This is a genomic window from Pseudomonas sp. WT-JTC, from assembly GCF_056711565.1.
In genome coordinates this window covers 221,796-246,768 of record NZ_CM160042.1, presented here as the reverse complement: position 1 = coordinate 246,768, position 24,973 = coordinate 221,796, and the positions used below count along the sequence as shown (strand labels likewise).

21 protein-coding genes are annotated in these 24,973 nt (G+C 60.2%); 14 read left to right on the top strand and 7 right to left on the bottom strand.

What is annotated here, in order from left to right:
- Positions 1–104: 104 nt before the first annotated feature.
- Positions 105–1,142, bottom strand: a complete 1,038-nt coding sequence (gene mgrA, locus AC06G5_RS01060; protein ID WP_057399192.1) for an L-glyceraldehyde 3-phosphate reductase — start codon at positions 1,140–1,142, stop codon at positions 105–107.
- A gap of 237 nt (positions 1,143–1,379) precedes the next feature.
- Between mgrA and AC06G5_RS01055 the strand changes: the two genes are divergently transcribed.
- On the top strand, positions 1,380–1,640 hold the full coding sequence (locus AC06G5_RS01055) for a hypothetical protein (RefSeq protein ID WP_413425051.1): 261 nt from the start codon (positions 1,380–1,382) through the stop codon (positions 1,638–1,640).
- A gap of 24 nt (positions 1,641–1,664) precedes the next feature.
- Here AC06G5_RS01055 and betT read toward each other — a convergent pair whose 3' ends face one another.
- Both betT and epsC read right to left on the bottom strand, forming a co-directional pair.
- Complete coding sequence (betT, locus tag AC06G5_RS01050) at positions 1,665–3,626, bottom strand: choline transporter BetT (RefSeq protein ID WP_413425088.1); 1,962 nt, start codon at positions 3,624–3,626, stop codon at positions 1,665–1,667.
- Between the two features lie 386 nt (positions 3,627–4,012).
- Complete coding sequence (gene epsC / locus AC06G5_RS01045) at positions 4,013–4,939, bottom strand: serine O-acetyltransferase EpsC (RefSeq protein ID WP_057399186.1); 927 nt, start codon at positions 4,937–4,939, stop codon at positions 4,013–4,015.
- A gap of 190 nt (positions 4,940–5,129) precedes the next feature.
- Here epsC and AC06G5_RS01040 point away from each other — a divergent pair, with 190 nt between their 5' ends.
- The 12 genes from AC06G5_RS01040 to AC06G5_RS00985 all read left to right on the top strand — a co-directional run bounded on the left by AC06G5_RS01040 (position 5,130) and on the right by AC06G5_RS00985 (position 17,459).
- Positions 5,130–6,122 (top strand): D-cysteine desulfhydrase, encoded by a 993-nt coding sequence (locus AC06G5_RS01040; RefSeq protein ID WP_413425053.1) that lies wholly within the window; start codon positions 5,130–5,132, stop codon positions 6,120–6,122.
- A gap of 314 nt (positions 6,123–6,436) precedes the next feature.
- Positions 6,437–7,237 carry a cystine ABC transporter substrate-binding protein gene (tcyJ, locus tag AC06G5_RS01035; protein WP_413425055.1) on the top strand — a complete coding sequence of 267 codons (801 nt, stop codon included), beginning with the start codon at positions 6,437–6,439 and terminating at the stop codon, positions 7,235–7,237.
- On the top strand, positions 7,237–7,902 hold the full coding sequence (gene tcyL / locus AC06G5_RS01030; RefSeq protein WP_007972897.1) for a cystine ABC transporter permease: 666 nt from the start codon (positions 7,237–7,239) through the stop codon (positions 7,900–7,902). Before tcyJ ends, tcyL begins: the two co-directional genes overlap by 1 nt.
- A gap of 4 nt (positions 7,903–7,906) precedes the next feature.
- Positions 7,907–8,662, top strand: a complete 756-nt coding sequence (gene tcyN, locus AC06G5_RS01025; protein WP_413425057.1) for an L-cystine ABC transporter ATP-binding protein TcyN — start codon at positions 7,907–7,909, stop codon at positions 8,660–8,662.
- Positions 8,663–9,147: 485 nt separating this feature from the next.
- Complete coding sequence (locus AC06G5_RS01020) at positions 9,148–9,912, top strand: hypothetical protein (RefSeq protein ID WP_413425059.1); 765 nt, start codon at positions 9,148–9,150, stop codon at positions 9,910–9,912.
- A gap of 231 nt (positions 9,913–10,143) precedes the next feature.
- Entirely contained in the window at positions 10,144–11,376 is a 1,233-nt protein-coding gene (locus AC06G5_RS01015) for an SfnB family sulfur acquisition oxidoreductase (protein ID WP_413703740.1), read from the top strand.
- Between the two features lie 23 nt (positions 11,377–11,399).
- On the top strand, positions 11,400–12,593 hold the full coding sequence (locus AC06G5_RS01010) for an SfnB family sulfur acquisition oxidoreductase (RefSeq protein WP_413425063.1): 1,194 nt from the start codon (positions 11,400–11,402) through the stop codon (positions 12,591–12,593).
- Positions 12,593–13,951 carry an LLM class flavin-dependent oxidoreductase gene (locus AC06G5_RS01005; protein ID WP_413425065.1) on the top strand — a complete coding sequence of 453 codons (1,359 nt, stop codon included), beginning with the start codon at positions 12,593–12,595 and terminating at the stop codon, positions 13,949–13,951. Before AC06G5_RS01010 ends, AC06G5_RS01005 begins: the two co-directional genes overlap by 1 nt.
- A 119-nt stretch (positions 13,952–14,070) precedes the next feature.
- A complete protein-coding gene (locus AC06G5_RS01000; protein WP_480458871.1) occupies positions 14,071–14,880 on the top strand; it encodes a MetQ/NlpA family ABC transporter substrate-binding protein in 810 nt (269 codons plus the stop codon).
- A 2-nt stretch (positions 14,881–14,882) separates the two neighbouring features.
- Entirely contained in the window at positions 14,883–16,004 is a 1,122-nt protein-coding gene (locus tag AC06G5_RS00995) for a methionine ABC transporter ATP-binding protein (protein WP_480458868.1), read from the top strand.
- The gene (locus AC06G5_RS00990; RefSeq protein WP_007972909.1) at positions 15,994–16,638 is read left to right on the top strand and encodes a methionine ABC transporter permease; all 645 of its coding nucleotides are present in this window, start codon (positions 15,994–15,996) and stop codon (positions 16,636–16,638) included. Before AC06G5_RS00995 ends, AC06G5_RS00990 begins: the two co-directional genes overlap by 11 nt.
- A gap of 464 nt (positions 16,639–17,102) precedes the next feature.
- Entirely contained in the window at positions 17,103–17,459 is a 357-nt protein-coding gene (locus tag AC06G5_RS00985) for a DUF6124 family protein (RefSeq protein WP_413425071.1), read from the top strand.
- Positions 17,460–17,560: 101 nt separating this feature from the next.
- Here the strand turns inward: AC06G5_RS00985 and AC06G5_RS00980 are convergent, their stop codons facing one another.
- Entirely contained in the window at positions 17,561–18,721 is a 1,161-nt protein-coding gene (locus AC06G5_RS00980; RefSeq protein WP_480457619.1) for an IS30 family transposase, read from the bottom strand.
- Between the two features lie 127 nt (positions 18,722–18,848).
- Here AC06G5_RS00980 and AC06G5_RS00975 point away from each other — a divergent pair, with 127 nt between their 5' ends.
- Positions 18,849–19,475, top strand: coding sequence for a class I SAM-dependent methyltransferase (locus AC06G5_RS00975; RefSeq protein ID WP_413425073.1), 627 nt, complete (start codon positions 18,849–18,851; stop codon positions 19,473–19,475).
- A gap of 119 nt (positions 19,476–19,594) precedes the next feature.
- On the opposite strand, the gene AC06G5_RS00970 is transcribed toward AC06G5_RS00975, so the two are convergent.
- The 3 genes from AC06G5_RS00970 to AC06G5_RS00960 are packed head-to-tail and all read right to left on the bottom strand — an operon-like array spanning position 19,595 to position 24,806.
- Complete coding sequence (locus tag AC06G5_RS00970; protein WP_413425075.1) at positions 19,595–22,645, bottom strand: efflux RND transporter permease subunit; 3,051 nt, start codon at positions 22,643–22,645, stop codon at positions 19,595–19,597.
- Positions 22,642–23,706 (bottom strand): efflux RND transporter periplasmic adaptor subunit, encoded by a 1,065-nt coding sequence (locus AC06G5_RS00965; RefSeq protein ID WP_413425077.1) that lies wholly within the window; start codon positions 23,704–23,706, stop codon positions 22,642–22,644. Before AC06G5_RS00965 ends, AC06G5_RS00970 begins: the two co-directional genes overlap by 4 nt.
- A complete protein-coding gene (locus AC06G5_RS00960; RefSeq protein ID WP_413425079.1) occupies positions 23,703–24,806 on the bottom strand; it encodes an efflux RND transporter periplasmic adaptor subunit in 1,104 nt (367 codons plus the stop codon). Before AC06G5_RS00960 ends, AC06G5_RS00965 begins: the two co-directional genes overlap by 4 nt.
- Positions 24,807–24,973: the final 167 nt, after the last annotated feature.

The following is a 24,973-nucleotide window of genomic DNA, read 5'->3' as shown; positions in this document are numbered from 1 at the left end:
TTCGCGAGCAAGCCCGCTCCCACATTTGGAATGCGTTCCAATGTGGGAGCGGGCTTGCTCGCGAAAGCGATCTGAAAGGCGCAAAAGAATCTGGCGCCTAACACTCACTCAGCCGTCGAAGGCTTCTCCCAAAGATTGATCCCGCCCTCCTGGGCAAACCGGTCAATCTCCGCCAGTTCCTGCGCACTGAAGCTCAGGTTCTTCAACGCCCCGACGTTCTCGATGATCTGCTCCGGCCGGCTCGCACCAATCAATGCCGAAGTCACCCGTGGATCACGCAGGGTCCAGGCCAGCGCCAGTTGCGCCAGGCTCTGGCCACGCTGCCGGGCGATTTCGTTGAGTGCTCGCACCTGGGCGATGTTGGCCTCGGACAAGTGCGACGCCTGCAACGAACCACCCCCAGGACGATTGACCCGCGCATCCGTCGGCACACCGTTGAGGTACTTGTCGGTCAGCAATCCCTGCGCCAGCGGCGTGAAGGCGATCACGCCCGTGCCGAGTTCGTCAGTGGTGTCCAGCAAGTCTTTTTCAACCCAGCGATTGAGCAGGTTGTAGGCCGGTTGGTGGATCAGCAACGGGACTTTCCATTCCTTGAGCAACGCGGCCATTTCACGGGTTTTCACCCCGGAATAGGACGAGATGCCGATGTACAGCGCCTTGCCCTGTTGTACCGCTGTCGCCAGTGCGCTGGCGGTTTCTTCCAGCGGCGTGTCCGGGTCGAAACGGTGGGAGTAAAAGATGTCGACGTAGTCCACGCCCAGGCGTTGCAGGCTCTGATCGAGGCTGGCCAGCACGTACTTGCGCGAACCGCCGCCCTGACCGTAAGGCCCCGGCCACATGTCCCAACCGGCCTTGCTGGAGATGATCAGTTCGTCACGATACTGCTTGAAGTCTTCGCGCAGTAGACGGCCGAAGTTGATCTCGGCGCTGCCATACGGCGGGCCGTAGTTGTTGGCCAGGTCGAAATGGTTGATGCCCAGGTCGAACGCCGTGCGCAGTAACGCGCGCTGGGTATCGATCGGCGTGCTGTCGCCGAAGTTGTGCCACAGGCCCAGGGACAGCGCCGGCAGCACCAGCCCACTGCGGCCCACACGGCGATAAGGGATGGAGTCGTAGCGGTTTTCGGCAGCGGTGTAAGTCATCGAATCCTCTCTTGTCTGTCTTGAATCTGGTATCGACTGCTTCGCCAGTCGCCCAGCATACGCCCGCACGGACGGCAAAAAACCGGGGATTCGACTAAATGCTGAATCGTTTCACAAAAAATTGATCAGCCCGCAGAATTCAACAAAACCGCGACAGGCTTGCGTGATCAGGGTCGACAGGAACAAAGTCGCCAAAGCAACGAAGATGCGATAGCTATCGCAAGGAGGGAAGCCGCCATGCACACCACGATCATCATCACCTTCGGCCTGGCCTTGCTCGCCCTGATGCTGTTCATCGGCGAGAAGATCGGCTTCAGCCGCCAGACCCTGACCTACGCGTTTGTGCTGCTGTGGCTGGCGCTGACAGTGATCAACGGTGCCATCGGCGTGGTGAGTGCCGGCCAGTCGTTGAGTACGGAACTGGGGATCGGCACGGTGGTGTTCAGCATTCCGGTGGCGGCGCTGGTGTTGTTCATGGTGCTGAGCGCCGAGGGCTGAAAAGCCCCGGCGCCCTGCCCGCGATCAACGCACCAGATGCAGGAACTGCATGTGTCGTTCGTACTGGTCGAGGATATCGTTGATGATCTGTTCCTTGGTGTAACCCACCAGATCGTAGTCCTGGCTACCCTCGCTCAAATGCACTTCGGCCCGGTAGTAACGGCGATTGTTGAGTTGCTTGGAGCCCATGCCGCCGCGGGCAAACGATGGTGTGAAATAACCGCGCATCTGCACTTGATAAACGAACGGATGCTGATCGCCATGGCCGATTTCCAGGCTGACGCTGTCATTGGCCGGGCCCGGGTGTGTCGCTACGTGCAAACCCTTTTCGATGAACACGGCAGACACCTCTTCAATCGCCGGGCGCACCGTCGTATCGAGGAAGCGATAGACCTCATCCCGCGAAGGGAAATGCACCGCCTGGCTCAAGCGCTGACGCCAGCCGCCCTTGCCACGTCGGGACCCCGAGACCGGCGCCAGTGAATGCATCTGCGCAATCCGCTTCTGCGATTCCAGGTAAAACGCCTTGTGCAGCCCCCACATCATCAACAGCAAGATCAACGAGAACGGCAGCGAGGTCAGGACCACCGCCGACTTCAACGCATCGATGCTGCCCGAGAACAGCAATGCACTGGTCACCAGCGCAGTCATTGCACCCCAGAACACTCGCAGCCATTTCGGCCCGTCTTCATCGTGAGTGCCGCCCTTGGCGGACAGCGTCGACAGCACCACCGTGCCGGAGTCGGCGGAGGTGACGAAAAACACGAAGCTGATGAACACCGTCACCGCGATGACGGTTTTGCTCCACGGGTAGGTTTCCAGCAGCAGGTAGAGCGTCATCGACGGGTTGTCGATGGCCGACATGCCGAGCGCGCTCATGCCATGGTTGAGCACTTGATCGATGGCGCTGTTACCGAAGATCGACATCCACGCCAGGGTGAAGCCAAGTGGAATCAGCAGCACGCCGAAGACGAATTCGCGGATCGTCCGGCCACGGGAAATGCGCGCGATGAACAGCCCCACGAACGGCGACCAGGCAATCCACCAGGCCCAGTAGAACACGGTCCAGCCGCCCAGCCAGTCGCTGGGTTTGTCGTAGGCGTAAAGGTCGAAACTCTTCATCGGCAAGGCGCCGAGGTAATCGCCGAGGTTCTGGATCAGGGTGTTGAGCAAGTGCTGCGTGGGGCCGGCGAACAACACGAACAGCAACAGCGCACAGGCCAGCAGCATGTTGATGTCGGACATGACCCGCATGCCCTTGTCGACGCCGGATACGGCAACGATGATCGCCGCCCCCATCATCAAGGTGATCAGGCCGACCTGAATCCATTGGGTATGGGCGATGCCGAACAGGTAGTCCAGGCCCGAGTTGAGGTGCAACACGCCGAAGCCCATGTCGGCACCGAGGCCGAACACCGTGGCAATGATGCCGAAGCCATCCACGGCATAGCCGATGGGGCCATTGATGCGCTTGCCGATCAGCGGGTACAGCGCCGAACGCAGGGCCAGTGGCAGGTTATGCCGGTAGGCAAAGTAGGCCAGCGCCATGCCGACAAAGGCGAACACGCCCCAGCCATGCAGACCCCAGTGCAGAAACAGAATCTGCATCGCCTGGCGCGCCGCATCCGCCGTACCCGCCTCTCCTTGCGGCGGTTGCAGCATGTGGGTCAGGGGCTCGGACACACAGAAGAAAAACAGGGTGATGCTGATCCCCGCGGCGAACAGCATGCCGGCCCAGGACAGATAACTGAATTCGGGTTCGTCGTGGTCGGCACCGAGCTTGATCTTGCCGTAGCCGGACAAGGCGGTGACCACCACGAAGACCAGATACAGGGTCATCGCCAGCAGGTAATACCAGCCGACCGTGTTGGCCGCCCAGTTTTGCGCCGCCAGCAACCAGGCACCGGCCTGCTCGGGCATGGCGATGACAACGACACCAAACAACAGAATGAAACTCGCCGAGAACCAGAACACCGGCGGATTCATGCGGATCAGACCGCCTTGAGGGATGGACGATGCACTCATGTACGGTGCACCTCGAAGGGTAGAAACGTGGCTGTGGAAATCGGACTCAGCAAAGGCAAGCCTCCTGTTGTGAGCGGGCAGCGAACCGCCGGTTTAACTTGAATGAACGTTCAAGTTAAACATGGATAGGGGGCTAAGGACTAATCGCAGGGCTGGGCGGTACTGGTTGTACGCTAGTTCAAGGGAGGAAATACGGGGGATTTAGAAGCTTCGTCGGAACGCCGCCCGGAGCAAGCTCGCTCCTACAGTGGATCCGGGTTGAACACAAAAGCCGTGAACGACAGAAAACACTGTGGGAGCGGGCTTGCCCGCGAAGAGGCCAGACCAGTCAAAGGAGATTCAAAGGCCTACTTCTGCGCCCCATCATCATGCTGCAGATTCGCCTGGGTCAGGTTACTGCCCGCCGGCACGCTGCGGGTCAACCAGACATTGCCGCCGATGGTCGAGCCCTGACCGATGGTGATCCGCCCCAGAATCGTCGCCCCGGCATAAATCACCACATCATCCTCGACGATCGGATGCCGCGGCTGGCCCTTCTGCAACTGACCGTCTTCGTCGGCCGGGAAGCGCTTGGCCCCCAAAGTCACCGCCTGATAAATCCGCACGCGCTCGCCGATGATCGCGGTTTCGCCGATCACCACGCCGGTACCGTGGTCGATGAAGAAACTGCGGCCGATCTGCGCACCAGGGTGAATGTCGATGCCAGTGGCCGAGTGGGCGATTTCCGCACTGATCCGCGCCAGCAACGGCAGCCCGGCACGGTACAAATGGTGGGCCAGGCGATGATGGATCACCGCCAGAATCCCCGGATAGCACAACAGCACTTCATCGACACTGCGCGCCGCCGGGTCGCCGTGATAGGCCGCCAGTACGTCGGTGTCCAACAGGCTGCGCAACCCAGGCAAAGCGAGGGCGAAGTCCTGAATGATCTGGATGGTCTTGGCTTCGACTTCGGTATCGGCCTGGGCACTGTGGCGCGCGGCGTAGCGCAATTCGAGCCGCGCCTGGGCCAACAGCGCATTTAATGCCACATCCAGCGTGTGACCGACGTAGAAATCTTCGCTTTCTTCGCGCAGGTCAACCGGCCCCAGGCGCATCGGGAACAGCGCACCGCACAAGGCTTCGAGAATCTCCGCCATGGCTGCCCGGGAGGGCAGTTCGCGACCGCCCTGCTCGCCGCTGGCCCGGCCGTTTTGTGCACGCCACTGTTCACGCGCCGTGCGCAGCTGGCTGACGATGGTCTGCAATTGCCAATGGCTGGAACGCTCACTCACGGTAAAAACTCCTCACGGGCGACCGGACTGTCTGGCCGCACTGACGGCAATTACTTTACGGCAAGGGTCGCAAGGCAAATTAAGAACCAATAGTGCTGTGCTCAGTTCGTTTGGCTATAAGCGATTGGCGGTTGCCCAGGCTTTGGGGCGTGCCTATAGTCCTGAGATCTTCAACGGCCAGTACGGACCCATGATCAAACAACAGCTCGCCCGCTTTAACCGCCTCGACCTGCTCGGTCAGCCCACCGCCCTGGAAAAACTTGAACGCCTGTCGACCTGGCTGGGTCGCGACGTGTACGTCAAGCGCGATGACCTGACGCCGCTGGCGATGGGCGGCAACAAGCTGCGCAAACTCGAATACCTGGCCGCCGATGCACTGGCCCAGGGTGCCGACACCTTGATCACCGCCGGCGCGCTGCAATCGAACCACGTGCGCCAGACAGCTGCCATTGCCGCCAAGCTCGGTCTGGGCTGCGTAGCCCTTCTGGAAAACCCCCTCGGCACCGATGACAGCAATTACACCGGCAATGGCAACCGGCTGCTGCTCGACTTGTTCGATGCCAAGGTCGAACTGGTGGAAAACCTCGACAACGCCGACGAACAACTGCAAGCCCTGGCCGGCCGGCTGCGCAGCAACGGCAAGAAGCCGTACCTGGTGCCGATCGGTGGCTCCAACGCGCTGGGTGCCCTGGGTTACGTGCGTGCCGGGCTGGAACTGGCCGGGCAAATCAAGGACACCGGCCTGACCTTCGCCGCCGTAGTCCTGGCCTCGGGCAGCGCCGGTACCCACAGCGGCCTGGCACTGGCCTTGAGTGAAGTGCTGCCGGATCTGCCAGTGATCGGCGTGACGGTCTCGCGCAGCGATGAAGATCAGCGGCCCAAGGTTCAAGGCCTGGCCGAACGCACCGCCGAGCTGCTGGGCGTGAACCTGCCGGAGGCTTTCAAGGTCGAGCTATGGGATGAGTATTTCGCCCCGCGTTATGGCGAGCCGAATGCCGGAACACTGGCGGCGGTGAAGCTGCTGGCGGGCCAGGAAGGCTTGCTGCTGGACCCGGTCTACACTGGCAAGGCCATGGCGGGCTTGCTGGACGGAATCGGGCGTCAGCGTTTCGATGAGGGCCCGATTATCTTCCTGCACACCGGCGGGGCGCCGGCGTTGTTTGCGTACAAGGATTTTCTGTAGGAGCGAGCCTGCTCCGGGCGGCGTTCCGACGATGGACGACAGGGCACCGCGGGGTGTCAGGTTGTCAGCGTTATCGTTGACGACCATCGCGAGCAAGCTCGCTCCTACAGTGAAAACGTAAGCTATTCCAAAATGGAATAACCAGAAGATTAATTATTATTTTCCAATCTAAAAACACCATCATATAGTCATGCTACAGGCGAATTTCCCGAGAGACGCATACGCTGCTTTAAGGCAGGATAGCGCTGTCGTCAAAATCCCGAATTTGCCAACTTTCCTTAAGCGTCTTCCATAAGAAAACACAGGGGCTTGTCATGAATTTTTCCGCACTACGTCGCAATCTGCTGGTGGGCTCGCTGGGCCTGGCACTGAGCGCTGGCCTGATTGGCCAAGCCGTTGCCGGTGAGCAACTGCAAAAAATCAAAGACGCCGGCGTGATCAACGTTGGCCTGGAAGGCACTTACCCACCGTTCAGTTTCGTCGACGCCGACGGCAAACTGGCCGGCTTCGAAGTCGAGTTCTCCGAAGCCCTGGCCAAAGAGCTGGGCGTGAAGGTCAAGCTGCAACCGACCAAATGGGACGGCATCCTCGCCGCCCTGGAGTCCAAGCGCCTGGACGCGGTCATCAACCAGGTGACCATCTCCGAAGAGCGCAAGAAGAAGTATGACTTCTCCGAGCCGTACACCGTTTCCGGGATTCAAGCGCTGGTGCTGACGAAGAAGGCCGCCGAGCTGAACATCAAGTCCGCCGCTGACCTGTCTGGCAAGAAAGTCGGCGTAGGTCTGGGCACCAACTACGAGCAGTGGGTGAAAGAAAATGTGCCCAAGGCTGACATCCGCACCTACGAAGATGATCCGACCAAGTTCCAGGATCTGCGTGTCGGCCGCATCGACGCCATTCTGATCGACCGCCTGGCCGCGCTGGAATACGCCAAGAAAGCCAAGGACACCACCGCCGCCGGTGATGCGTTCTCCCGTCAGGAAGCCGGCATTGCCCTGCGCAAAGGCGAGCCTGAACTGCTGGCAGCCGTGAACAAAGCCATCGACAAGCTGCGCGCCGACGGTACGCTGAAAAAGCTTTCGGAAAAATACTTCAGCGCTGACGTCACTCAATAATGGAAGAAGCTTTTCAACTCGCACTGGACTCCGTGCCCTTTCTGCTCAAGGGCGCGTACTACACAGTGATCTTGAGCCTGGGCGGGATGTTCTTCGGCCTGGTGATGGGGTTCGGCCTGGCGTTGATGCGCCTGTCGCGTTTCAAACTGGTGAGCTGGATCGCCCGCATCTACGTGTCGTTCTTTCGCGGCACGCCGTTGCTGGTGCAACTGTTCGTGATCTATTACGGCTTACCGCAATTGGGTCTGGAACTCGATCCGCTGCCGGCGGCCCTGATCGGCTTCTCGCTGAACATGGCCGCCTACGCCTGTGAAATCCTGCGTGCCGCGATCAGCTCCATCGAGCGCGGCCAGTGGGAAGCTGCTGCCAGCATCGGCATGACCCGTGCGCAAACCCTGCGCCGGGCCATCCTGCCGCAGGCAATGCGCACCGCATTGCCGCCGCTGGGCAACAGCTTCATTTCGCTGGTCAAGGACACGGCGCTGGCCGCTACCATCCAGGTGCCGGAACTGTTCCGCCAGGCGCAACTGATCACTGCCCGTACCTTCGAAATCTTCACCATGTATCTTGCCGCCGCACTGATCTACTGGGTCCTGGCCACGGTGCTGTCGCACCTGCAGAACCAGTTGGAAGCGCGGGTCAATCGGCACGACCAGGAGTCCTGACCCGATGATTGTCGTGGAAAAACTGACAAAGCAGTTCAAGGGTCAAGTCGTGCTCAACGGCATCGATCTTGAGGTCAAGGAAGGCGAGGTGGTAGCAATCATCGGCCCAAGCGGTTCGGGCAAGACCACCTTCCTGCGTTGCCTGAATTTTCTGGAAGAACCCACCAGCGGCCGGATCAAGGTCGGTGATATCGAGATCGATACCAGCCGTCCCCTGAACCAGCAGCAGAGTCTGGTGCGGCGCTTGCGCCAGCACGTAGGTTTCGTGTTCCAGAACTTCAACCTGTTCCCCCATCGCACCGCCCTGGAAAACGTCATCGAAGGCCCGATCGTGGTGAAAAAGACCCCGCGCGCCGACGCCGTTTCCCTGGGTAAAAAGCTCTTGGCCAAGGTCGGCCTGGCGGGCAAGGAGGACGCTTACCCGCGTCGCCTCTCCGGTGGCCAGCAACAGCGCGTGGCGATTGCCCGGGCGCTGGCGATGGAGCCCGAAGTGATCCTGTTCGATGAGCCGACCTCGGCCCTCGACCCGGAGTTGGTGGGCGAAGTGTTGGCGACCATCCGCGGCCTGGCCGAAGAGAAACGCACCATGGTGATCGTCACCCACGAAATGGGTTTTGCCCGGGACGTGGCCAACCGGGTGGTGTTTTTCGACAAGGGCGTGATCGTCGAGCAAGGCGAAGCGAAGGCGTTGTTTGCCAACCCGAAAGAAGAGCGAACCAAACAGTTCCTGAGCAAGTTCCTGAATAACGCTCACAACTAACAACCCTGCACAACAACGGTAAACTTCCATGGATGGAAGTGACACCCCTCGAAATACACCTCATAAATACCAAACAAAACTCATCCATTCGACACGCATATCCTGTACGCACACGCGGTACATATATATGCATCGCAACAATTAAACAGTGCTGAGCCAATCAGGCTCCTCATGGCAGGACTGCGCCTACGACTTGCACAAAAACGCCTGTATCTCGCCGTTTTCAGCAGACAAATACGACACGCGGACATGGTTTATTTACTTGGGAGTGTAGGAACTTTCTGAATAGCAACACACACCAATCATAACTAATATTTCTTATTGACACCTGATCTTCATGGCTCTTATCTAGTCTCCTGCCAGCAACATTCATCACGCTTGAATCATTATTTCAACTCGAAGTAATGAATGGTTTTTTTCGCTTCGATTTTTAGTTTTTTGATATTCCAGAAACGGACTTCGTTGCAAGACTTCAAGGAGACTTCATGAAAAGCACCTCGAACAAATCCGCGCTTGCGGCCCCGACCCTGGCGCAATCCAACAAGACCGGCATCAACGTCACTTGCGCGGCGCACCTGCTGATCGATGTGGCGCCCTACCCCGCCATGGATGCAGGCGACCTGATAGAACTGTTCTGGGACAACTGCTACGTGGCCTCCCGCGTACTGACGGCCAGCGATGTCGGCCAACCGGTGCAGCTAAGGGTGCCTGAAAGTTTTGTCGCCAACGGTACTTCGAGCATTCACTACCGGGTCATGCAAGTTGGCCGGGGCCCGGCGATATCGGCCAGCCGCAACGTGCAGATCAAACTCGACTGCCCGGGCGGCCAACCCTCCGCGTTGTGCGGCGATGAAAACCAGTGCCTGGCACCGGTGAACATTCCCGAGGCGATTCGCCGTCAGGGGGTCAATACGAGTCAGGTCAAACGCGGTGTTCCCTTGACCATCGAGCCGTACCTGAACATGGCCGTCGACGACGAAATCACCCTGCGCTGGGGCGATGTGCGCATGGACCTGCCACGACTCGAGCCCGCCGATGTCGGCCAACCGATCCAGGTCTGGATACCGCCAGCCATCATCCTCGAAGCCGGCGAAGATCTGCGGCTGGAAGTGACCTACTGCATTCTCGACAGGGTGGGCAACAACTCCCGCTGGGCACCGCCCCGCACGCTAAAGATCGGTTGCGCCAATCCTTATCTGAAAGTCCCCCCGAAAAAAATGCTCAAGGCAGCCGAATCCCGCAAGCAATGAATACAGGGGCCACTCACATCAGCGGGATCATCCTTCTATCCATATTCCTAAAAGTTAGTTCATAAATTATTTATACGCGTTTAGGGTATATACACCGGACCACCGGACATTCTTGTTTTCATGCGCCGCCACAAGCGGCGCTTCCATGAGATGTGAGGTAGGTATGGTCCGGAACACAATCACCCCAGTGCAGATCGCCAGGGCATTGCGTGCAGCCAAGGAGCGGCACTGATGTCCAGTCTGGCAGATGCAATCGTCCAGAGTGACCTGGACGTCGCCCCCCTGTTGTTGCCCGCACAAGTCTTGCGCAACGATGCCCAAGCCATCAAGGCCGCCCACGAGCTGGCGCAAGCCGCCCGCCTGCAAGCGGCCAAACGAGACCAGCAGCGCAAGCTCCCATGGTCTGAAATCGAACAGTTCACCCGCAGCGGCCTGGGCAGCATTTCCATCCCCCGCGAGTACGGTGGCCCGCAAGTTTCGTTCGTCACCCTGGCCGAGGTCTTCGCGATCATTTCCGCCGCCGACCCGGCGCTTGGGCAGATCCCGCAGAACCAGTTCGGCATTCTCAACCTGATCCTCGGCAGCGCAACCGAAACGCAGAAACAACAACTGTTCAAAAGCGTTCTTGATGGCTGGCGCATCGGCAATGCCGGGCCGGAACGCGGCACCAAAAACACCTTGGAACTGAAGGCACGCCTGACCGCCGACGGTGTCCTCAACGGTCAGAAGTTCTATTCCACCGGTGCCCTGTTCGCCCATTGGGTCGCGGTCAAGGCATTGAATGACGACGGCAGGCAGGTGCTGGCGTTCATCCGTCGTGGCACGCCGGGATTGCGCATCGTCGATGACTGGTCCGGTTTTGGTCAGCGCACCACCGCCAGCGGCACGATTTTGCTCAACAACGTGCGAGTCGACTCCGAACTGGTTGTGGATAACTGGAAGATCAACGACACGCCGAACATTCAGGGGGCCGTCTCCCAACTGATTCAAGCGGCCATCGACGCCGGTATCGCCCGAGGCGCCATCGACGACGCCATCGACTTCGTGAAAACCCGCGCCCGGCCATGGATCGACGCCAAGGTCGAGCGGGCCGGTGATGACCTGTACGTGATCGCCGATATTGGCAAGTTGAAAATTGAATTGCACGCCGCCGAAGCGCTGCTGCGCAAGGCCGGACAGGTGCTTGATCAGGTCAGCGCCGCGCCGCTCACCGCCGAGTCAGCCGCCCGCGCCTCGATTGCCGTGGCCGAAGCCAAGGTGCTGACCACCGAGATCTCGCTGCTGGCCAGTGAAAAGCTGTTCGAACTGGCCGGCAGCCGCGCGACCCTCGCCGAATTCAACCTCGACCGTCACTGGCGCAATGCCCGCGTGCACACCCTGCACGATCCGGTGCGCTGGAAGTATCACGCCATCGGCGCCTATCGCCTCAACGGCACGTTGCCTAATCGGCATTCCTGGATCTGACGACCAGACATCTGGAGAACAACATGACAAATTATCAGCACGTCGCGGTCATCACCAGCGATGAACAAGCCCTGATCATTGCCAGCGACCTGGCCGAAGACTTCAAACGCGACAGCGCCTTGCGCGACCGCGAGCGCCGCTTGCCACACCCGGAGCTGGAAGTGTTTTCCCGCTCGGGCCTGTGGGGCATCAGCGTGCCGAAAGAGTATGGCGGCGCCGGCGCTTCCAACGTCACCCTGGCCAAGGTCATCGCATTGATTGCCCAGGCCGACGGCTCGCTTGGGCAAATCCCGCAAAACCATTTTTATGCCCTCGAAGTGCTGCGGGTGAACGGCAACCACGAGCAGAAAAAACGTCTTTATGCCGAAGTATTGGCCGGCCAGCGCTTCGGCAATGCATTGGCCGAACTCGGCACCAAAACCGCCCACGATCGCGTCACCAGCCTGACCCGCGACGGCAGCGGCTATCGCATCAATGGTCGCAAGTTCTACGCCACCGGCGCGATTTACGCCCAGCGCATTCCCACCTCGGTGGTGGATGAAAATGGCGTGCAGCAACTGGCGTTCGTCCCGCGCAACAGCAAGGGCCTGAGTGTGATCGACGACTGGAGCGGCTTCGGCCAGCGCACCACCGGCAGCGGCTCAGTGGTATTTGAAGATGTGTTTGTTGCCGCTGACGATGTGATCCCCTTTCAAAGCGCCTTCGAGCGCCCTACCACGGTTGGCCCACTGGCGCAGATCCTCCATGCCGCCATCGACACTGGCATCGCCCGCGCCGCGTACGAAGATGCGCTGCACTTCGTGCGCACGAAAACCCGGCCATGGATCGACGCTACCCACGAAAAAGCCACGGACGATCCGCTGACCCTCAAGAGCTTCGGCCACCTGAGCATTCGCCTGCACGCCGCCGAGGCGCTGCTGGAGCGTGCGGGCGAATACCTCGACAAGGCCCAGGCCGACACCCATGCCGAGACCGTCGCGGCCGCGTCGATTGCCGTCGCCGAAGCCCGCGCCATCAGCACAGAAATCTCCCTGGCCGCCGGCAGCACGCTGTTCGAACTGGCCGGCAGCCAGGCGACCTTGATCGAACACAGCCTCGACCGTCACTGGCGCAACGCCCGGGTGCACACCCTGCACGATCCGGTGCGCTGGAAGTACCACGCCGTAGGTAATTACTACCTCAACGATGAAAACCCGCCACTGCGGGGGACCATCTGATGGCTGCCACTAAAAAGAAGATCCTGCTCAACGCGTTCAACATGAACTGCATCGGGCACATCAACCATGGTCTGTGGACCCATCCGCGAGATAACTCGACTCAGTACAACACCCTCGAATACTGGACCGAACTGGCGCAGTTGCTGGAGCGCGGGCTGTTCGACGGCCTGTTCATCGCCGACATCGTCGGGGTCTACGACGTCTATCAGAACTCGGTGGACGTGCCGTTGAAAGAGTCGATCCAGTTGCCGGTCAACGACCCGCTGCTGCTGGTGTCGGCCATGGCCGCGGTGACGAAAAACCTCGGTTTCGGCCTGACCGCCAACCTCACCTACGAAGCGCCGTACCTGTTCGCCCGACGCCTGTCGACACTGGATCACCTGAGCCGTGGCCGGGTCGGCTGGAACATCGTCACCGGCTACCTCGACAGCGCCGCCAAAGCCATGGGCCTGAGCGAACAGGTCGAGCATGACCGTCGCTACGACCAGGCCGACGAGTACCTGGAGGTGCTCTACAAACTCTGGGAAGGCAGTTGGGAAAACGGCGCGGTGCTGAACGATCGACAGCAGCGGATCTACGCGCAGCCTGAGAAAGTGCACAAGGTCGAGCACAAGGGCGAGTTCTATCAGGTCGAGGGTTATCACCTGTGTGAACCCTCGCCGCAGCGCACGCCGGTGCTGTTCCAGGCCGGCAGCTCGGATCGCGGCTTGCTGTTCGCCGGGCGCCATGCCGAGTGCGTGTTCATCAGCGGCCAGACCAAGGCATCGACCAAGGCGCAGGTGGACAAGGTGCGCGCCAGCGCCGTCGCCGCCGGACGCAACCCCGAGGACATCAAGGTGTTCATGGGCCTGAATGTGATCGTCGGCGCCACCGAAGACCTAGCCTGGGCCAAGCACGCCGAATACCTGAGCTACGCCAGTGCCGAAGCCGGCGTGGCGCATTTTTCGGCGTCCACCGGGATTGATTTTTCTCAGTATGAAATCGACGAACCGATCCAGTACGTAAAGAGCAACGCGATCCAGTCCGCCACCAAACACCTGCAAAACAACGACTGGACCCGGCGCAAATTGCTCGAACAACACGCCCTCGGCGGTCGCTACATCACCGTAGTGGGTTCCCCGGAACAGGTGGCCGATGAGCTGGAATCGTGGATCGCCGAAACCGGGCTGGATGGCTTCAACCTGACCCGCATCGTCACGCCGGAAAGCTATGAGGATTTCATTGAACTGGTGATTCCCGAGTTGCAGCGGCGGGGGTCGTACAAGACGGCGTACGACAGCGGCACCTTGCGTCAAAAGCTGTTTCAGCGAGAGGCGTTTTTGCCTGAGCAACATACCGGCTCGGCTTACCGCCGCTAAAAGCTTCGCGAGCAAGCCCGCTCCCACAGGGGAATGCATTCCAGATGTGGGAGCGGGCTTGCTCGCGAAGAGGCCCCACCAGACACCAAAAAATCAATGCACTGACTGGAAAACTCATCATGAAAAAGCACTACCTCTCTCACCCAGTCAAAGCACTGGCCCTGGCCCTCGGCCTGTTCAGCTCGGTGACATTCGCCGCCGACGCGCCGCTGAAAATCGGCACCACCGCCGCCTTCGCCATTCCCCTGGAAGCGGCCGTCGAAGAGGCTTCCAAACAAGGCCTGAAAGTCGAGCTGGTGGAATTCACCGACTGGATCGCACCGAACGTCAGCCTCGCCGCCGGCGACATCGACGTGAACTACTTCCAGCACATTCCGTTCCTGGAAAACGCCAAGGCCGCTTCGGGTTTCGACCTGGTGCCTTTCGCGCCGGGGATCATCAACAACGTCGGCCTCTACTCGAAAAAATACAAAAGCTTCGACGAACTGCCGCAAAGCGCCAGCGTGGCCATCGCCAACGACCCGATCAACAGCGGTCGAGGCTTGCAGCTGCTGGCCAAGGCCGGGCTGATCACCCTCAAGCCCGGCGTCGGCTACAAGGCCACCGAAGAAGACATCATCGCCAACCCGAAGCACATCAAGATCCTCCAGGTCGAAGCCGTGCAACTGGTACGTGCCTATGACGATGCCGATCTGGTGCAGGGCTACCCGGCCTACATTCGCTTGTCGAAAACCTTCGATGCGGGCTCCGCGCTGCTGTTCGATGGCCTCGATCACAAGGAGTACGTGATTCAGTTCGTGATCCAGCCCAAGAGCAAAACCGACCCGCGCCTGATCAAGTTCGTCGATATCTACCAGCACTCACCCGCTGTGCGCGCCGCGCTGGATAAAGCTCACGGCAAGCTCTATCAAGCCGGCTGGGAAAGCTGAGCATGACCGCCGCCATCCAACGGCGACTGGAGATTCCAGAGCCGCAAAGTGCCGAACGCACCGAGCTGCATCCCGAGCTGAACCATGCCCACGTCCGCTTCATCGGCCTGGGCAAGACCTACAACGGCCAGCAAGGGCCGGTGGCTGCCCTGCACGGCATCGACCTGGCAATCCAGCGCGGCGAAGTGTTCGGCATCATCGGCCGCAGCGGCGCCGGCAAGTCGTCGCTGATCCGTACCATCAATCGCCTGGAGCAACCGAGCAGCGGTCGGGTGCTGATCGATCAGGTGGACATCGGCGAGTTCGACGAAGACCGCCTGGTGGCGCTGCGTCGGCGCATCGGCATGATCTTCCAGCACTTCAACCTGATGTCGGCCAAGACCGTTTGGCAGAACGTCGAGCTGCCGTTGAAAGTCGCTGGAGTGCCCAAGGAACAACGCGAGCAGAAAGTCCGTGAACTGCTGGAACTGGTCGGCTTGCAGACCAAACACAAGGCTTACCCGGCGCAATTGTCCGGCGGGCAGAAACAGCGCGTGGGCATTGCCCGGGCGCTGGTGCATGACCCACAAATCCTGTTGTGCGACGAAGCCACCTCGGCACTCGACCCGGAGACCACGCAATCGATCCTCGGCCTGCTGCGCGAGATCAACCGGCGCCTGGGCCTGACCATCGTTTTGATCACCCATGAGATGGCGGTGATCCGCGAGATCTGTGATCGGGTGGTCGTGCTCGAACACGGCCGCATCGTCGAGCAAGGGCCGGTGTGGGAGGTCTTCGGCAATCCACAGCATGAGGTCAGCAAGACGCTGCTGGCGCCGTTGCAGCACGCATTGCCGCCAGAGCTGCAAAGCCGTCTGTTGGCGCAAGCGACATCCGCCGATGCCGCCGTGGTCCTGCGCTTGCAGTTCACCGGCAGCCAGCGCGACGAACCAGACCTGGCGGCATTGTTCAGTGCGCTCGGTGGCCAAGTGCGCTTGCTGCAGGGCGGCGTGGAACGGATTCAGGGCCATGCGCTTGGGCAACTGCTGCTGTCGGTGGCGGGCTCATCCCTCAGTGCCGAAGAGTTGCGTCAACGCGCCGGCCATTGGGCGCAACAGGTGGAGGTACTGGGTTATGTGGTTTGATCGCTTGCTGCAGGGTTTTATCGACACGTTCCTGATGGTCGGCGTGTCGTCGTTGATCGCGCTGTTGGCGGGCATTCCGCTGGCTGTGATCCTGGTCACCAGTTCCAAGGGCGGCATCTACGAAGCCCCGGCGCTGAACCGCGCGCTGGGCGCATTCGTGAACTTGTTCCGCTCGGTGCCTTTCCTGATCCTGATGGTCGCTTTGATTCCGTTCACGCGGCTTATTGTCGGCACCACTTACGGCGTCTGGGCGGCCGTGGTGCCGTTGACCATCGCGGCTACACCGTTCTTTGCGCGGATCGCTGAAGTGAGTTTGCGCGAGGTCGATCACGGACTGATCGAAGCGGCGCAAGCCATGGGCTGCCGGCGTTGGCACATCGTCTGGCATGTGTTGTTGCCGGAAGCCCTGCCGGGGATTGTCGGCGGGTTCACCATCACCCTGGTGACGATGATCAACTCCTCGGCCATGGCCGGGGCGATTGGTGCAGGTGGGTTGGGGGACATTGCGTATCGGTATGGGTATCAGCGCTTTGATAGCCAGATCATGCTGACGGTGATTGTGCTGCTGGTGGCGTTGGTGGCGGTGATTCAGTTGGGGGGTGATCGGTTGGCGCGGGGGTTGAATAAACGCTAACGCTGTAGGAGCGAGCTTGCTCGCGATGGAGGTCAACGATAACGCGGGGAACCTGATTCCCCGTGGCGCCCTCAGGCTTTTCGCGAGCAAGCTCGCTCCTACAGGAGTGGCGATCCTGGTGATATTTCGTACAAAGAAATCAGCGTTTCCGAAGGCCTGTTCCCTTTCCTTTGCAGGACATTTCCTAGATCATTTCGCTCGCTTGCGCCTGCCAAATCCGGTGGCTAGTCTCGGCCCGTCACTGCTCATCAGTGATCGGGTTTAGTCGCCCGGATCTTTCCAGGCGCACAGCGCCACCTCGTGTCAGGTGTTTATTACCTGAAAGTTATGGTGGCTGTGCGCAGGGCACCCTCGGGTGCGCCGGTATTGCCTGGAGACCGGTCGACTAACCTGCGTGCAGCCGCCACCCCTATTCGTTTAGTCGCGATATCGGTTGGCTCCAATTAATTCCAGGAGTTTTACCAATGAAGAAATCCGTTCCCGATCCACCTCCCGAAAATCCCGACAACGAAACCATCACCGAAGACCCGCTCAGGGATCGATCCTCGCTTTACCGCGCCATTGATTTCCACCTCACCGGCAAGCAACCCTCAGCGCCCGATGAACTGCGCTTCTACAACGTCAGCAAAGACGTGAGCTTCGAAGACACCCAGCTCTATGTTGCCGATCTGCTGCGTTGCGCTTCAGTCACGGCGTATCAGTGTGGCGATCAACTCAAGGGGGCTGATCGTGCAATGGTGTTCTCGATCTGGCATCTGCTGGAGATTGCCAAGGCGATGGTGGATCACTCCATTGAATGTCTGGGGATGAAAAAAGGCTGAGTCATTTGTTGTCAGTTCCACCGCCTTCGCGAGCAAGCCCGCTCCCACAGTTGACTGCGTACTCCTGTGGGAGCGGGCTTGCTCGCGAATGGCTTGTGGATTCAACCGGTCGATGCAACAGATTGGCTAAATCGTTCAGCGGGCGTTTCGTAGTTTAGTGTTTTCCGAGGACGGCTGTTCAGCTGCCTTGCCACTTCATTGAGCGTGGCTTGCGAGTGCTCCGCCAGGTCGGTCCCTTTCGGGAAGTACTGCCTTAACAACCCGTTGGTGTTCTCATTCGATCCCCGTTGCCAGGGACGATGAGGGTCGCAGAAGTAGACCTTGATGTCGGTAGCCACCGTAAAGCGCTTATGGTCAGCCATCTCTTTGCCGCGATCCCAGGTCAGCGATTGGTAGAGTTCCTCGGGAAGTTCGCGGGCGTTTTCGATCAGGGCGCTGATGACCGTCTCGGTATCCTTACCGGCCAACTTCACCAGCATTACGTAACGGGTATGACGCTCCACAAGAGTGGCAATCTGGCTGTTCCTGCTACCGCACAGCAGGTCACCTTCCCAGTGACCTGGCACCGCCCGATCCTGAGCTGCGGCCGGGCGTTCGCGGATCGATACCGCGTCTGTGATTCGACCGTGATTTTCTTTCTTCTGCGTGTGATGGCGCGAGCGACGCATGGCTCGCGTTCGCCGTAAATGCTCAAGCAACTCCTTCTTCAGAGCCCCGCGAGCCTGTATGAAGAGGGTGCGATAGATCGTCTCGTGTGACACCTGATAGCTCGTATCGTCCGGGTAGGTGCGCTTCAGCCAGCCGGCAATTTGTTCCGGTGACCACTGCACTTGAAGCTTGCCTGCAACAATTTGCGCCACCGCTCGGTGCTCAACAAGCTTGCAGATCTTGGGTCGATGGGCGCGATCCCAGGCCGCCTGATCCGCTCGATTAGCCCGGTAGCCTCCTTGGCCACCGTTGCGTCTGATCTCACGACTGATCGTAGAGGCTGCTCGCCCTAGCAGCGCGGCTATGGAACGGATCGAGTTACCTGCCACCACTGCACGCGAAATCTCTTCGCGTTCAGCCAACGTCAGCGCCAATCTGGACCTGCGGCGTACAGCGGGTCTGATCCCCCCGGTCTCCGCCAAGATGCGCTGTATCGATGAGTGGTTTCGATCAAATAGTTGGGCGATGTGCTGGAGAGAGTCGCCTTTCTGCCAGTGATCCCACATCAGTTTTTTCTGACTTTCGGTGTAATAGATCCGAGGTCTCTGCTTCATCTGCAACACTCCTTCTGCTCACACAGAATTTAGTTGTGTTGCATCGACCGGTTGAATCCACACTGCAAAGCAGCCACCCAACCGATGGCGTATATTCGACCCATCCCACTTGCCTGCGCAGCCAACCATGAAACAAACACCCGACGACCTCGAACAGATCACCTCCACCACCCTGGGCCACTACAACGCGGTCGCCGAAAGCTTCCGTGAAGGAACCCGCGATCACGATGTCAGCCAGAACATTGATGCGCTGTTACGGCACATTCAGGGCGAGGCGCCGTTCGACATTCTCGATTTTGGCTGTGGACCGGGCCGGGATTTGCAGACGTTCACCCGCATGGGCCACAAGGCAGTCGGCCTCGACGGCTCGGAAAAACTCGCGCAGTTGGCCCGTGAAGACAGTGGTTGCGAGGTGTGGCAACAGGACTTCCTGAAGCTCGATCTGCCGGCCGAGCGTTTCGACGGGATCTTTGCCAATGCGGCGCTGTTTCATGTTCCGCGCCAGGAATTGCCACGGGTGTTGAAGCAGTTGCGGGGAGCGTTGAAACCGGGTGGCGTGTTGTTCAGTTCCAATCCCCGTGGCGAGAATCAGGAAGGCTGGAACGGGCCGCGTTATGGGTCGTACCACGACCTGGCGGCCTGGCAGCAATTGTTGATCGAGGCGGGGTTTGTGGAGCTTGAGCATTACTACCGGCCGGCAGGGCTGCCGCGAGAGCAGCAGCCTTGGTTGGCGAGTGTCTGGCGCAAGGTGTAAAGCCCGCAGATTTGCGGTGGTTGTGCTGACGTCTTCGCGGGCAAGCCCGCTCCCACAGGGATTGCGCTGAACCCTGTGGGAGCGGGCTTGCTCGCGAACAGAGCGCGAAGCGCTCGCCCTTACTGCACCTCTTTCTTCGGCTCGCGAATCTTGTACCAGGCCACATACAGCGCCGGCAAAAACAGCAGCGTCAGCAAGGTGGCGATGACGATCCCGCCGATCATGGCGTAGGCCATCGGCCCCCAGAACACTTCCCGGGCAATCGGGATCATCCCCATGCTCGCCGCTGCCGCGGTCAGCAGGATCGGCCGACGTCGATGCTCGGTGGCCTGCACCACCGAGTCCCACGGCGTATAGCCCTTCTGCTCGTACTCCTCGATCTGGGTCACCAGGATCACCGAGTTACGGATGATGATACCGATCAGCGCCAGAATCCCGAGGATCGCCACGAAGCCCATTGGCGTACCTGTAGGCACCAGCGCAAGTACCACGCCGATCAGCCCCAGCGGCGCGACGCTGGCCACCAGGAACAGCTTTTGCACGCTGTGCAACTGGATCATCAGGAAGGTCGCCATCAAAAACAGCATCAGCGGCACAACCTTGGCAATCGGTCCCTGGGCCTTGCCGCTTTCCTCCACCGTACCACCGGTGGCGACCTTGTAGCCCGCCGGCAATTTGGCAGCGAAATCGTCGATGGACGGTTTGAGGATTCTCACCAGGTCGGTCGGCTGGATCTCGTCGCGTATCGCCGCCTTGATGGTGATGGTCGGCAGGCGATCGCGACGCCACACCAGCGGCTGTTCCAGTTCGTAGCGCACCGTGGCGAACGCCAGCAGTGGAATCGACGTGCCGCCAGGCGTGACGATTTGCAGGTTCTGCAGGGTTTCCGGTGTTCCGCGCTCGGAATCCACCGCACGCCCGACCACGTTGATCAGATAGATGTCGTCATCGACCTGGGTCACCGACTGGCCGCTGACGATGCTGTTCATCAGGTTGGCCACATCCTCGGAAGACAGCCCCAACTGCCGCGCCTTGTCCTGGGCGATGTCGATGCGCAGGACTTTGCCCGGCTCGTTCCAGTCGTAGATGATCTCGCCAACGTGCGGGTTCTTGTCCAGCTCGGTGGCCAGGTCGATGGCATGTCGGCGCACTTGGTCGATGTCCTTGCCGCTGACCCGGTACTGGATCGGACGCCCTACCGGCGGGCCCATTTCCAGTGCCTGGACATAACTGCCGATGCCGACGAAGTCGTTGCGCAAGCGCTCGCGAAGCTTCTGCATCATGGCCTCGCGGGTATGGCCTTTGCTGACGATCACCAACTGCGCGTAAAACGGGTTTTGCAGTTGCTGGTCCAGTGGCAGGTAGAAGCGGATGGCGCCCTGACCGACGTAAGTGCTCCAGCGCACGATGTCCGGATCGTCCTTGAGCGTGGCCTCGAGTCGGTCGACAGCCCGGCGGGTTTCGTCGATCGAGGCGTTTTGCGGCAGGTTCAGATCCACGAGGATTTCCGGTCGATCCGAAGACGGGAAGAACTGGTTCTGCACGTAGCGCATGCCAAACACCGCCAGTACAAAGCACAGTACGGTGATGCCGATGGCCCACCAGCGATTGCGCATGCACCATAGCAGCCCGCCGTTGAACGCCTTGCCGATACGCCCGGGTTCGCCTTCATGGGGTTTCACGTTGGTGCTGAGGATGTGCACGCCGATCACCGGCGCAAACAGCACCGCCACCACCCATGACACCAGCATCGCACAGGCAATCACCGCAAACAGGGTGTAGGTGTACTCGCCGGCGGAGCTGGCGTTCAAGCCGATCGGCACGAAGCCCGCCACCGTGACCAGCGTACCGGTGAGCATCGGGAACGCCGTGGAGGTGTAGGCGAAGGTCGCCGCTTGCTCCTTGGTTTCGCCCAATTCCAGGCGCGTGACCATCATTTCCACGGTGATCATCGCATCGTCCACCAGCAGGCCGAGGGCGATGATCAGTGCACCGAGGGAAATCCGCTGCATGGTGATGCCGCTGTATTCCATGAACACGAAGACCATCGCCAGCACCAGCGGGATCGAGCACGCCACCACCAGCCCGGCGCGCACGCCAAGGCTGACGAAGCTGACCAGCAGCACGATCACCACCGCCTCGAACAACGCGCTGGTAAAGCCGCCAACGGCCTCCTCCACCACCACGGCCTGGTCGGAGACGTTGTAGATGCCGACACCGACCGGCAAGTCGGCAGTCAACTCGTCGATACGGGTATGCAAGGCCTTGCCGAACGCCTGGACGTTGCCTCCCTTCTGCATGGCGATCGCCAGGCCGATGGCCGGCTTGCCGTTGAAGCGGAATTCCGGCGAGGCCGGATCGACGTAGCCACGGCTGATTTCGGCGATGTCGGCCAGACGATAAAAGCGGTCGTTGAGCTTGAGGTTGACCTCGGCCAGGTCTTTCTCCGAAGCGAATTGCCCCGATGTCCGCACCGAAATCCGCTCCGGCCCGGCCTCGATGACACCTGCCGGGGTCACGGCGTTCTGGGTTTGCAGGCTCTGCACCACCTGACGCTGATCTATGCCCAGCGCGGCGAGTTTGCGCGTGGAGAAGTTCAGGTACAGCACTTCGTCCTGCTGGCCGACCATCTCGATCTTGCCCAGCCCCGGCACGCCGCGAATTTCCATGCGGGCCTGTTCCACGTAGTCGCGCAACTGACGCATGGTCAGGCCGTCAGCGGTAAAGGCGTAGATCGACCCGAAGACGTCACCGAACTCGTCGTTGAACGACGGCCCCTGTATGCCTTGCGGGAACTGGTACTTGATGTCGTTGATCTTCTTGCGCACCTGGTACCAGATTTCCGGGATGTCCTTGGCACTGGTGGTGTCGCGCAGGTACACGTACACCGTGGACTCGCCTGGGCGCGTGTAACTTTTCACGTAGTCGAGGGAGTCGAGCTCTTCGAGCTTTTTCTCGATCCGGTCGGTGATCTGCTCGAGGGTTTCCTCCTGGGTCGCCCCTGGCCATTTGCTCTGGATCACCATGGTCTTGATGGTGAACGAAGGGTCTTCTTCACGCCCAAGGTTGAAGTACGAGAACACACCCATCAGCAACGCGACGAACATCAGATACCAGATGAACGACTGATGCTTGAGGGCCCATTCCGAGAGGTTGAAAGGCCCTTTCATTGACTGTCCTCGTCGATTTTCACTTGTTGCCCCGGCTTGAGGCTGTTGACACCGGCACTGACCACCCGCTCGCCGTTCTTCACGCCGCCGGCCAGCACCACGGTGTTGCCGGTGCGGCTGATCACGGTGATGTCACGGGGGGAGACGGTTTTACTCTGTGCATCAATCACCCAGATGCGCGGCTTGCCATCCACCTCCTGCAGCGCGGTGACAGGCAACTCGATGCGCGGCTTGATCGCCGAGCTCAAGGTGACGCTGATTGCCGTGCCCAGACGAAAGCCGACTGGCGTTTCAGCCAGGGTCAGGCGGGCGCGACGAGTGCGCGTGGCGCTTTGAGCCTGAGGCTCGATTTCGCGGATGACAGCCGTGGTGTTGATGCTCGGATCAAGTTGCACCGCGACCAGGAACACCACATCTTTGGGCAGTTGATCAACCAGGGTATCGGGCAGGTCGATCACCGCTTCCTTGATGTCCGGTTGCGCCAGGGTCACCACTTGCTGGCCGGCCGTGACCACTTGCCCGGCCTCGGCGCTCCACGCGGTGACCACGGCTTTATGATCGGCGCGCAACTCGGTGTAGCCCAGTTGGTCCTTGCTCTGGTTGACGGCGGCCCGGGCCTGATCGAGGGAGGCCTGGGTGGTTTTCAGGTCGGTGTTGGCCGCGTCGAGTTGCGCTTGCGCACCAACCCCACGGTCAAACAAGGCTTGCTGACGCTGGGCAGTGGCCTTGGCGTTGATCAGTTGCGCCTGGATTTTCGACAGATCACCCTGAGCCGAACGCAATTGGTTCTGCTGATCGGAAGGATCGAGGGTGGCGAGCAACGTCCCCTTCTCGACCTCGGCGCCGACATCGACGTTACGACTGGCGATTCGCCCGCCCACGCGGAACCCGGTATTGCTTTCATAGCGTGCCTGGATACTGCCGGCGAAGCGGCCCAGGTCCTCTTCATTCAAGGTCTGGACCTTGATCGACAGCACCGGCCGTACCGGTGCCGGCGGTGGTTCGCTTTTGGAACAGGCGCTCAGCACCAGCCCGATGGACAACGCCCATAAAGGCTTCATGGCTTGGCTCCCCAGGTCAGATCCTTGTAGGTGTTTTCGGCAATCTCGACTTCCATGTCCGGGTGCAACAACTGCCCGCCCGCGACGATGACTTTGTCCCCTTCCTTCAACCCGTCGCTGATGATGACCTTGCCGGTCAGGTAGCGGCCGACCGTCACCGAATGCAACTGGGCCTTGCCCTTGTCGTCGACAATCCAGACCGCAGGTTTACTGATGTTCTTGGTCAGCGCCGACCACGGCAGCTCGATGGCCGCCTTGCCCGAGCCCCTGGCCGTGGCACTCACCACCGAGCCCAATTGCATGCCCTCGGGCAGTTTGTCGAGGCCGACCTTGACCTGCACGGTGCCGGATTGCGCCGATACCGACGGGGTGACTTCACGTACGGTGCCAGTGGTTTTGATGGCGGGGTTGTCGACCAGACTCAGGACAATGGTCTGATCCTTCGGCTTATGGGCCAGCAGCGATTCATAGACGTTGAACACGGCATCCCGGTCGCCGTCCCGGGCCAGACTGAAGACCGGCATCGTCGCCTGCACCACCTGACCGACTTCCGCCTGGCGTTCGGTAATGATCCCCGGCGCATCGGCGACCAGCGCCGTATAGCTCAACTGATCCCTGGCATTGGCCAACTGCGCCTGGGCAGCGCTCAAGGCACTCTGGCTACTGTTCAAGGCAGCCTGGGCCGAATCATATTCGCTCTGACTGGTGTAGCCCTTGGGCAAGAGTTTTTGCTGACGCACGAACGCCGCCGCACTCTGCTTCACCCGCGCCTGTTCGGCGACCACTTGCGCCTGGGCCGAGTCGACACTGGCCTGCAGATCCTTGGGATCGAGCCGGGCGAGCACTTGCTTGGCGGTCACGCGATCACCGACGTCAACCGAGCGCTGGATGATCTTGCCGCCCACACGGAAAGACAGTTCCGTCTGTACCCGCGCCTGGATATCGCCGGTGAGGGTGACCGAGGCGGCGTAATCCGTTGGCTTGACGATTTGTACGAACACCCGCGGCAGGTATTCCTGCACGGGTTTTTTCTCCTCGCACGCCGTTAGCAGGGTGACGACACTCAAGGCCATTAGTACTTTCAGTCCGGGAACCGCCATGCAAACTCCTTGGCCTTTTTTGTGGACAACTCGACAGAGAGCTTAGAACAGGATTTCAACCTTGCACGTGCGTCTTATGAAGAAAGAATTCGCACTGCCTTGCCCCTGAAACACTTGCCATAGACGCCTGCGCATGCCTGACAATGAGTCCCGGTCGACCCTCTCAG

Excerpts from the sequence above, each read along its gene's own strand:
- mgrA (WP_057399192.1), bottom strand. The coding sequence starts at position 1,142 with ATGACTTACACCGCTGCCGAAAACCGCTACGACTCCATCCCTTATCGC.
- AC06G5_RS01055 (WP_413425051.1), top strand. The coding sequence starts at position 1,380 with ATGCACACCACGATCATCATCACCTTCGGCCTGGCCTTGCTCGCCCTG.
- betT (WP_413425088.1), bottom strand. The coding sequence starts at position 3,626 with ATGAATCCGCCGGTGTTCTGGTTCTCGGCGAGTTTCATTCTGTTGTTT.
- AC06G5_RS01040 (WP_413425053.1), top strand. The coding sequence starts at position 5,130 with ATGATCAAACAACAGCTCGCCCGCTTTAACCGCCTCGACCTGCTCGGT.
- tcyJ (WP_413425055.1), top strand. The coding sequence starts at position 6,437 with ATGAATTTTTCCGCACTACGTCGCAATCTGCTGGTGGGCTCGCTGGGC.
- tcyL (WP_007972897.1), top strand. The coding sequence starts at position 7,237 with ATGGAAGAAGCTTTTCAACTCGCACTGGACTCCGTGCCCTTTCTGCTC.
- tcyN (WP_413425057.1), top strand. The coding sequence starts at position 7,907 with ATGATTGTCGTGGAAAAACTGACAAAGCAGTTCAAGGGTCAAGTCGTG.
- AC06G5_RS01020 (WP_413425059.1), top strand. The coding sequence starts at position 9,148 with ATGAAAAGCACCTCGAACAAATCCGCGCTTGCGGCCCCGACCCTGGCG.
- AC06G5_RS01015 (WP_413703740.1), top strand. The coding sequence starts at position 10,144 with ATGTCCAGTCTGGCAGATGCAATCGTCCAGAGTGACCTGGACGTCGCC.
- AC06G5_RS01010 (WP_413425063.1), top strand. The coding sequence starts at position 11,400 with ATGACAAATTATCAGCACGTCGCGGTCATCACCAGCGATGAACAAGCC.
- AC06G5_RS01005 (WP_413425065.1), top strand. The coding sequence starts at position 12,593 with ATGGCTGCCACTAAAAAGAAGATCCTGCTCAACGCGTTCAACATGAAC.
- AC06G5_RS01000 (WP_480458871.1), top strand. The coding sequence starts at position 14,071 with ATGAAAAAGCACTACCTCTCTCACCCAGTCAAAGCACTGGCCCTGGCC.
- AC06G5_RS00995 (WP_480458868.1), top strand. The coding sequence starts at position 14,883 with ATGACCGCCGCCATCCAACGGCGACTGGAGATTCCAGAGCCGCAAAGT.
- AC06G5_RS00990 (WP_007972909.1), top strand. The coding sequence starts at position 15,994 with ATGTGGTTTGATCGCTTGCTGCAGGGTTTTATCGACACGTTCCTGATG.
- AC06G5_RS00985 (WP_413425071.1), top strand. The coding sequence starts at position 17,103 with ATGAAGAAATCCGTTCCCGATCCACCTCCCGAAAATCCCGACAACGAA.
- AC06G5_RS00980 (WP_480457619.1), bottom strand. The coding sequence starts at position 18,721 with ATGAAGCAGAGACCTCGGATCTATTACACCGAAAGTCAGAAAAAACTG.
- AC06G5_RS00975 (WP_413425073.1), top strand. The coding sequence starts at position 18,849 with ATGAAACAAACACCCGACGACCTCGAACAGATCACCTCCACCACCCTG.
- AC06G5_RS00970 (WP_413425075.1), bottom strand. The coding sequence starts at position 22,645 with ATGAAAGGGCCTTTCAACCTCTCGGAATGGGCCCTCAAGCATCAGTCG.
- AC06G5_RS00965 (WP_413425077.1), bottom strand. The coding sequence starts at position 23,706 with ATGAAGCCTTTATGGGCGTTGTCCATCGGGCTGGTGCTGAGCGCCTGT.
- AC06G5_RS00960 (WP_413425079.1), bottom strand. The coding sequence starts at position 24,806 with ATGGCGGTTCCCGGACTGAAAGTACTAATGGCCTTGAGTGTCGTCACC.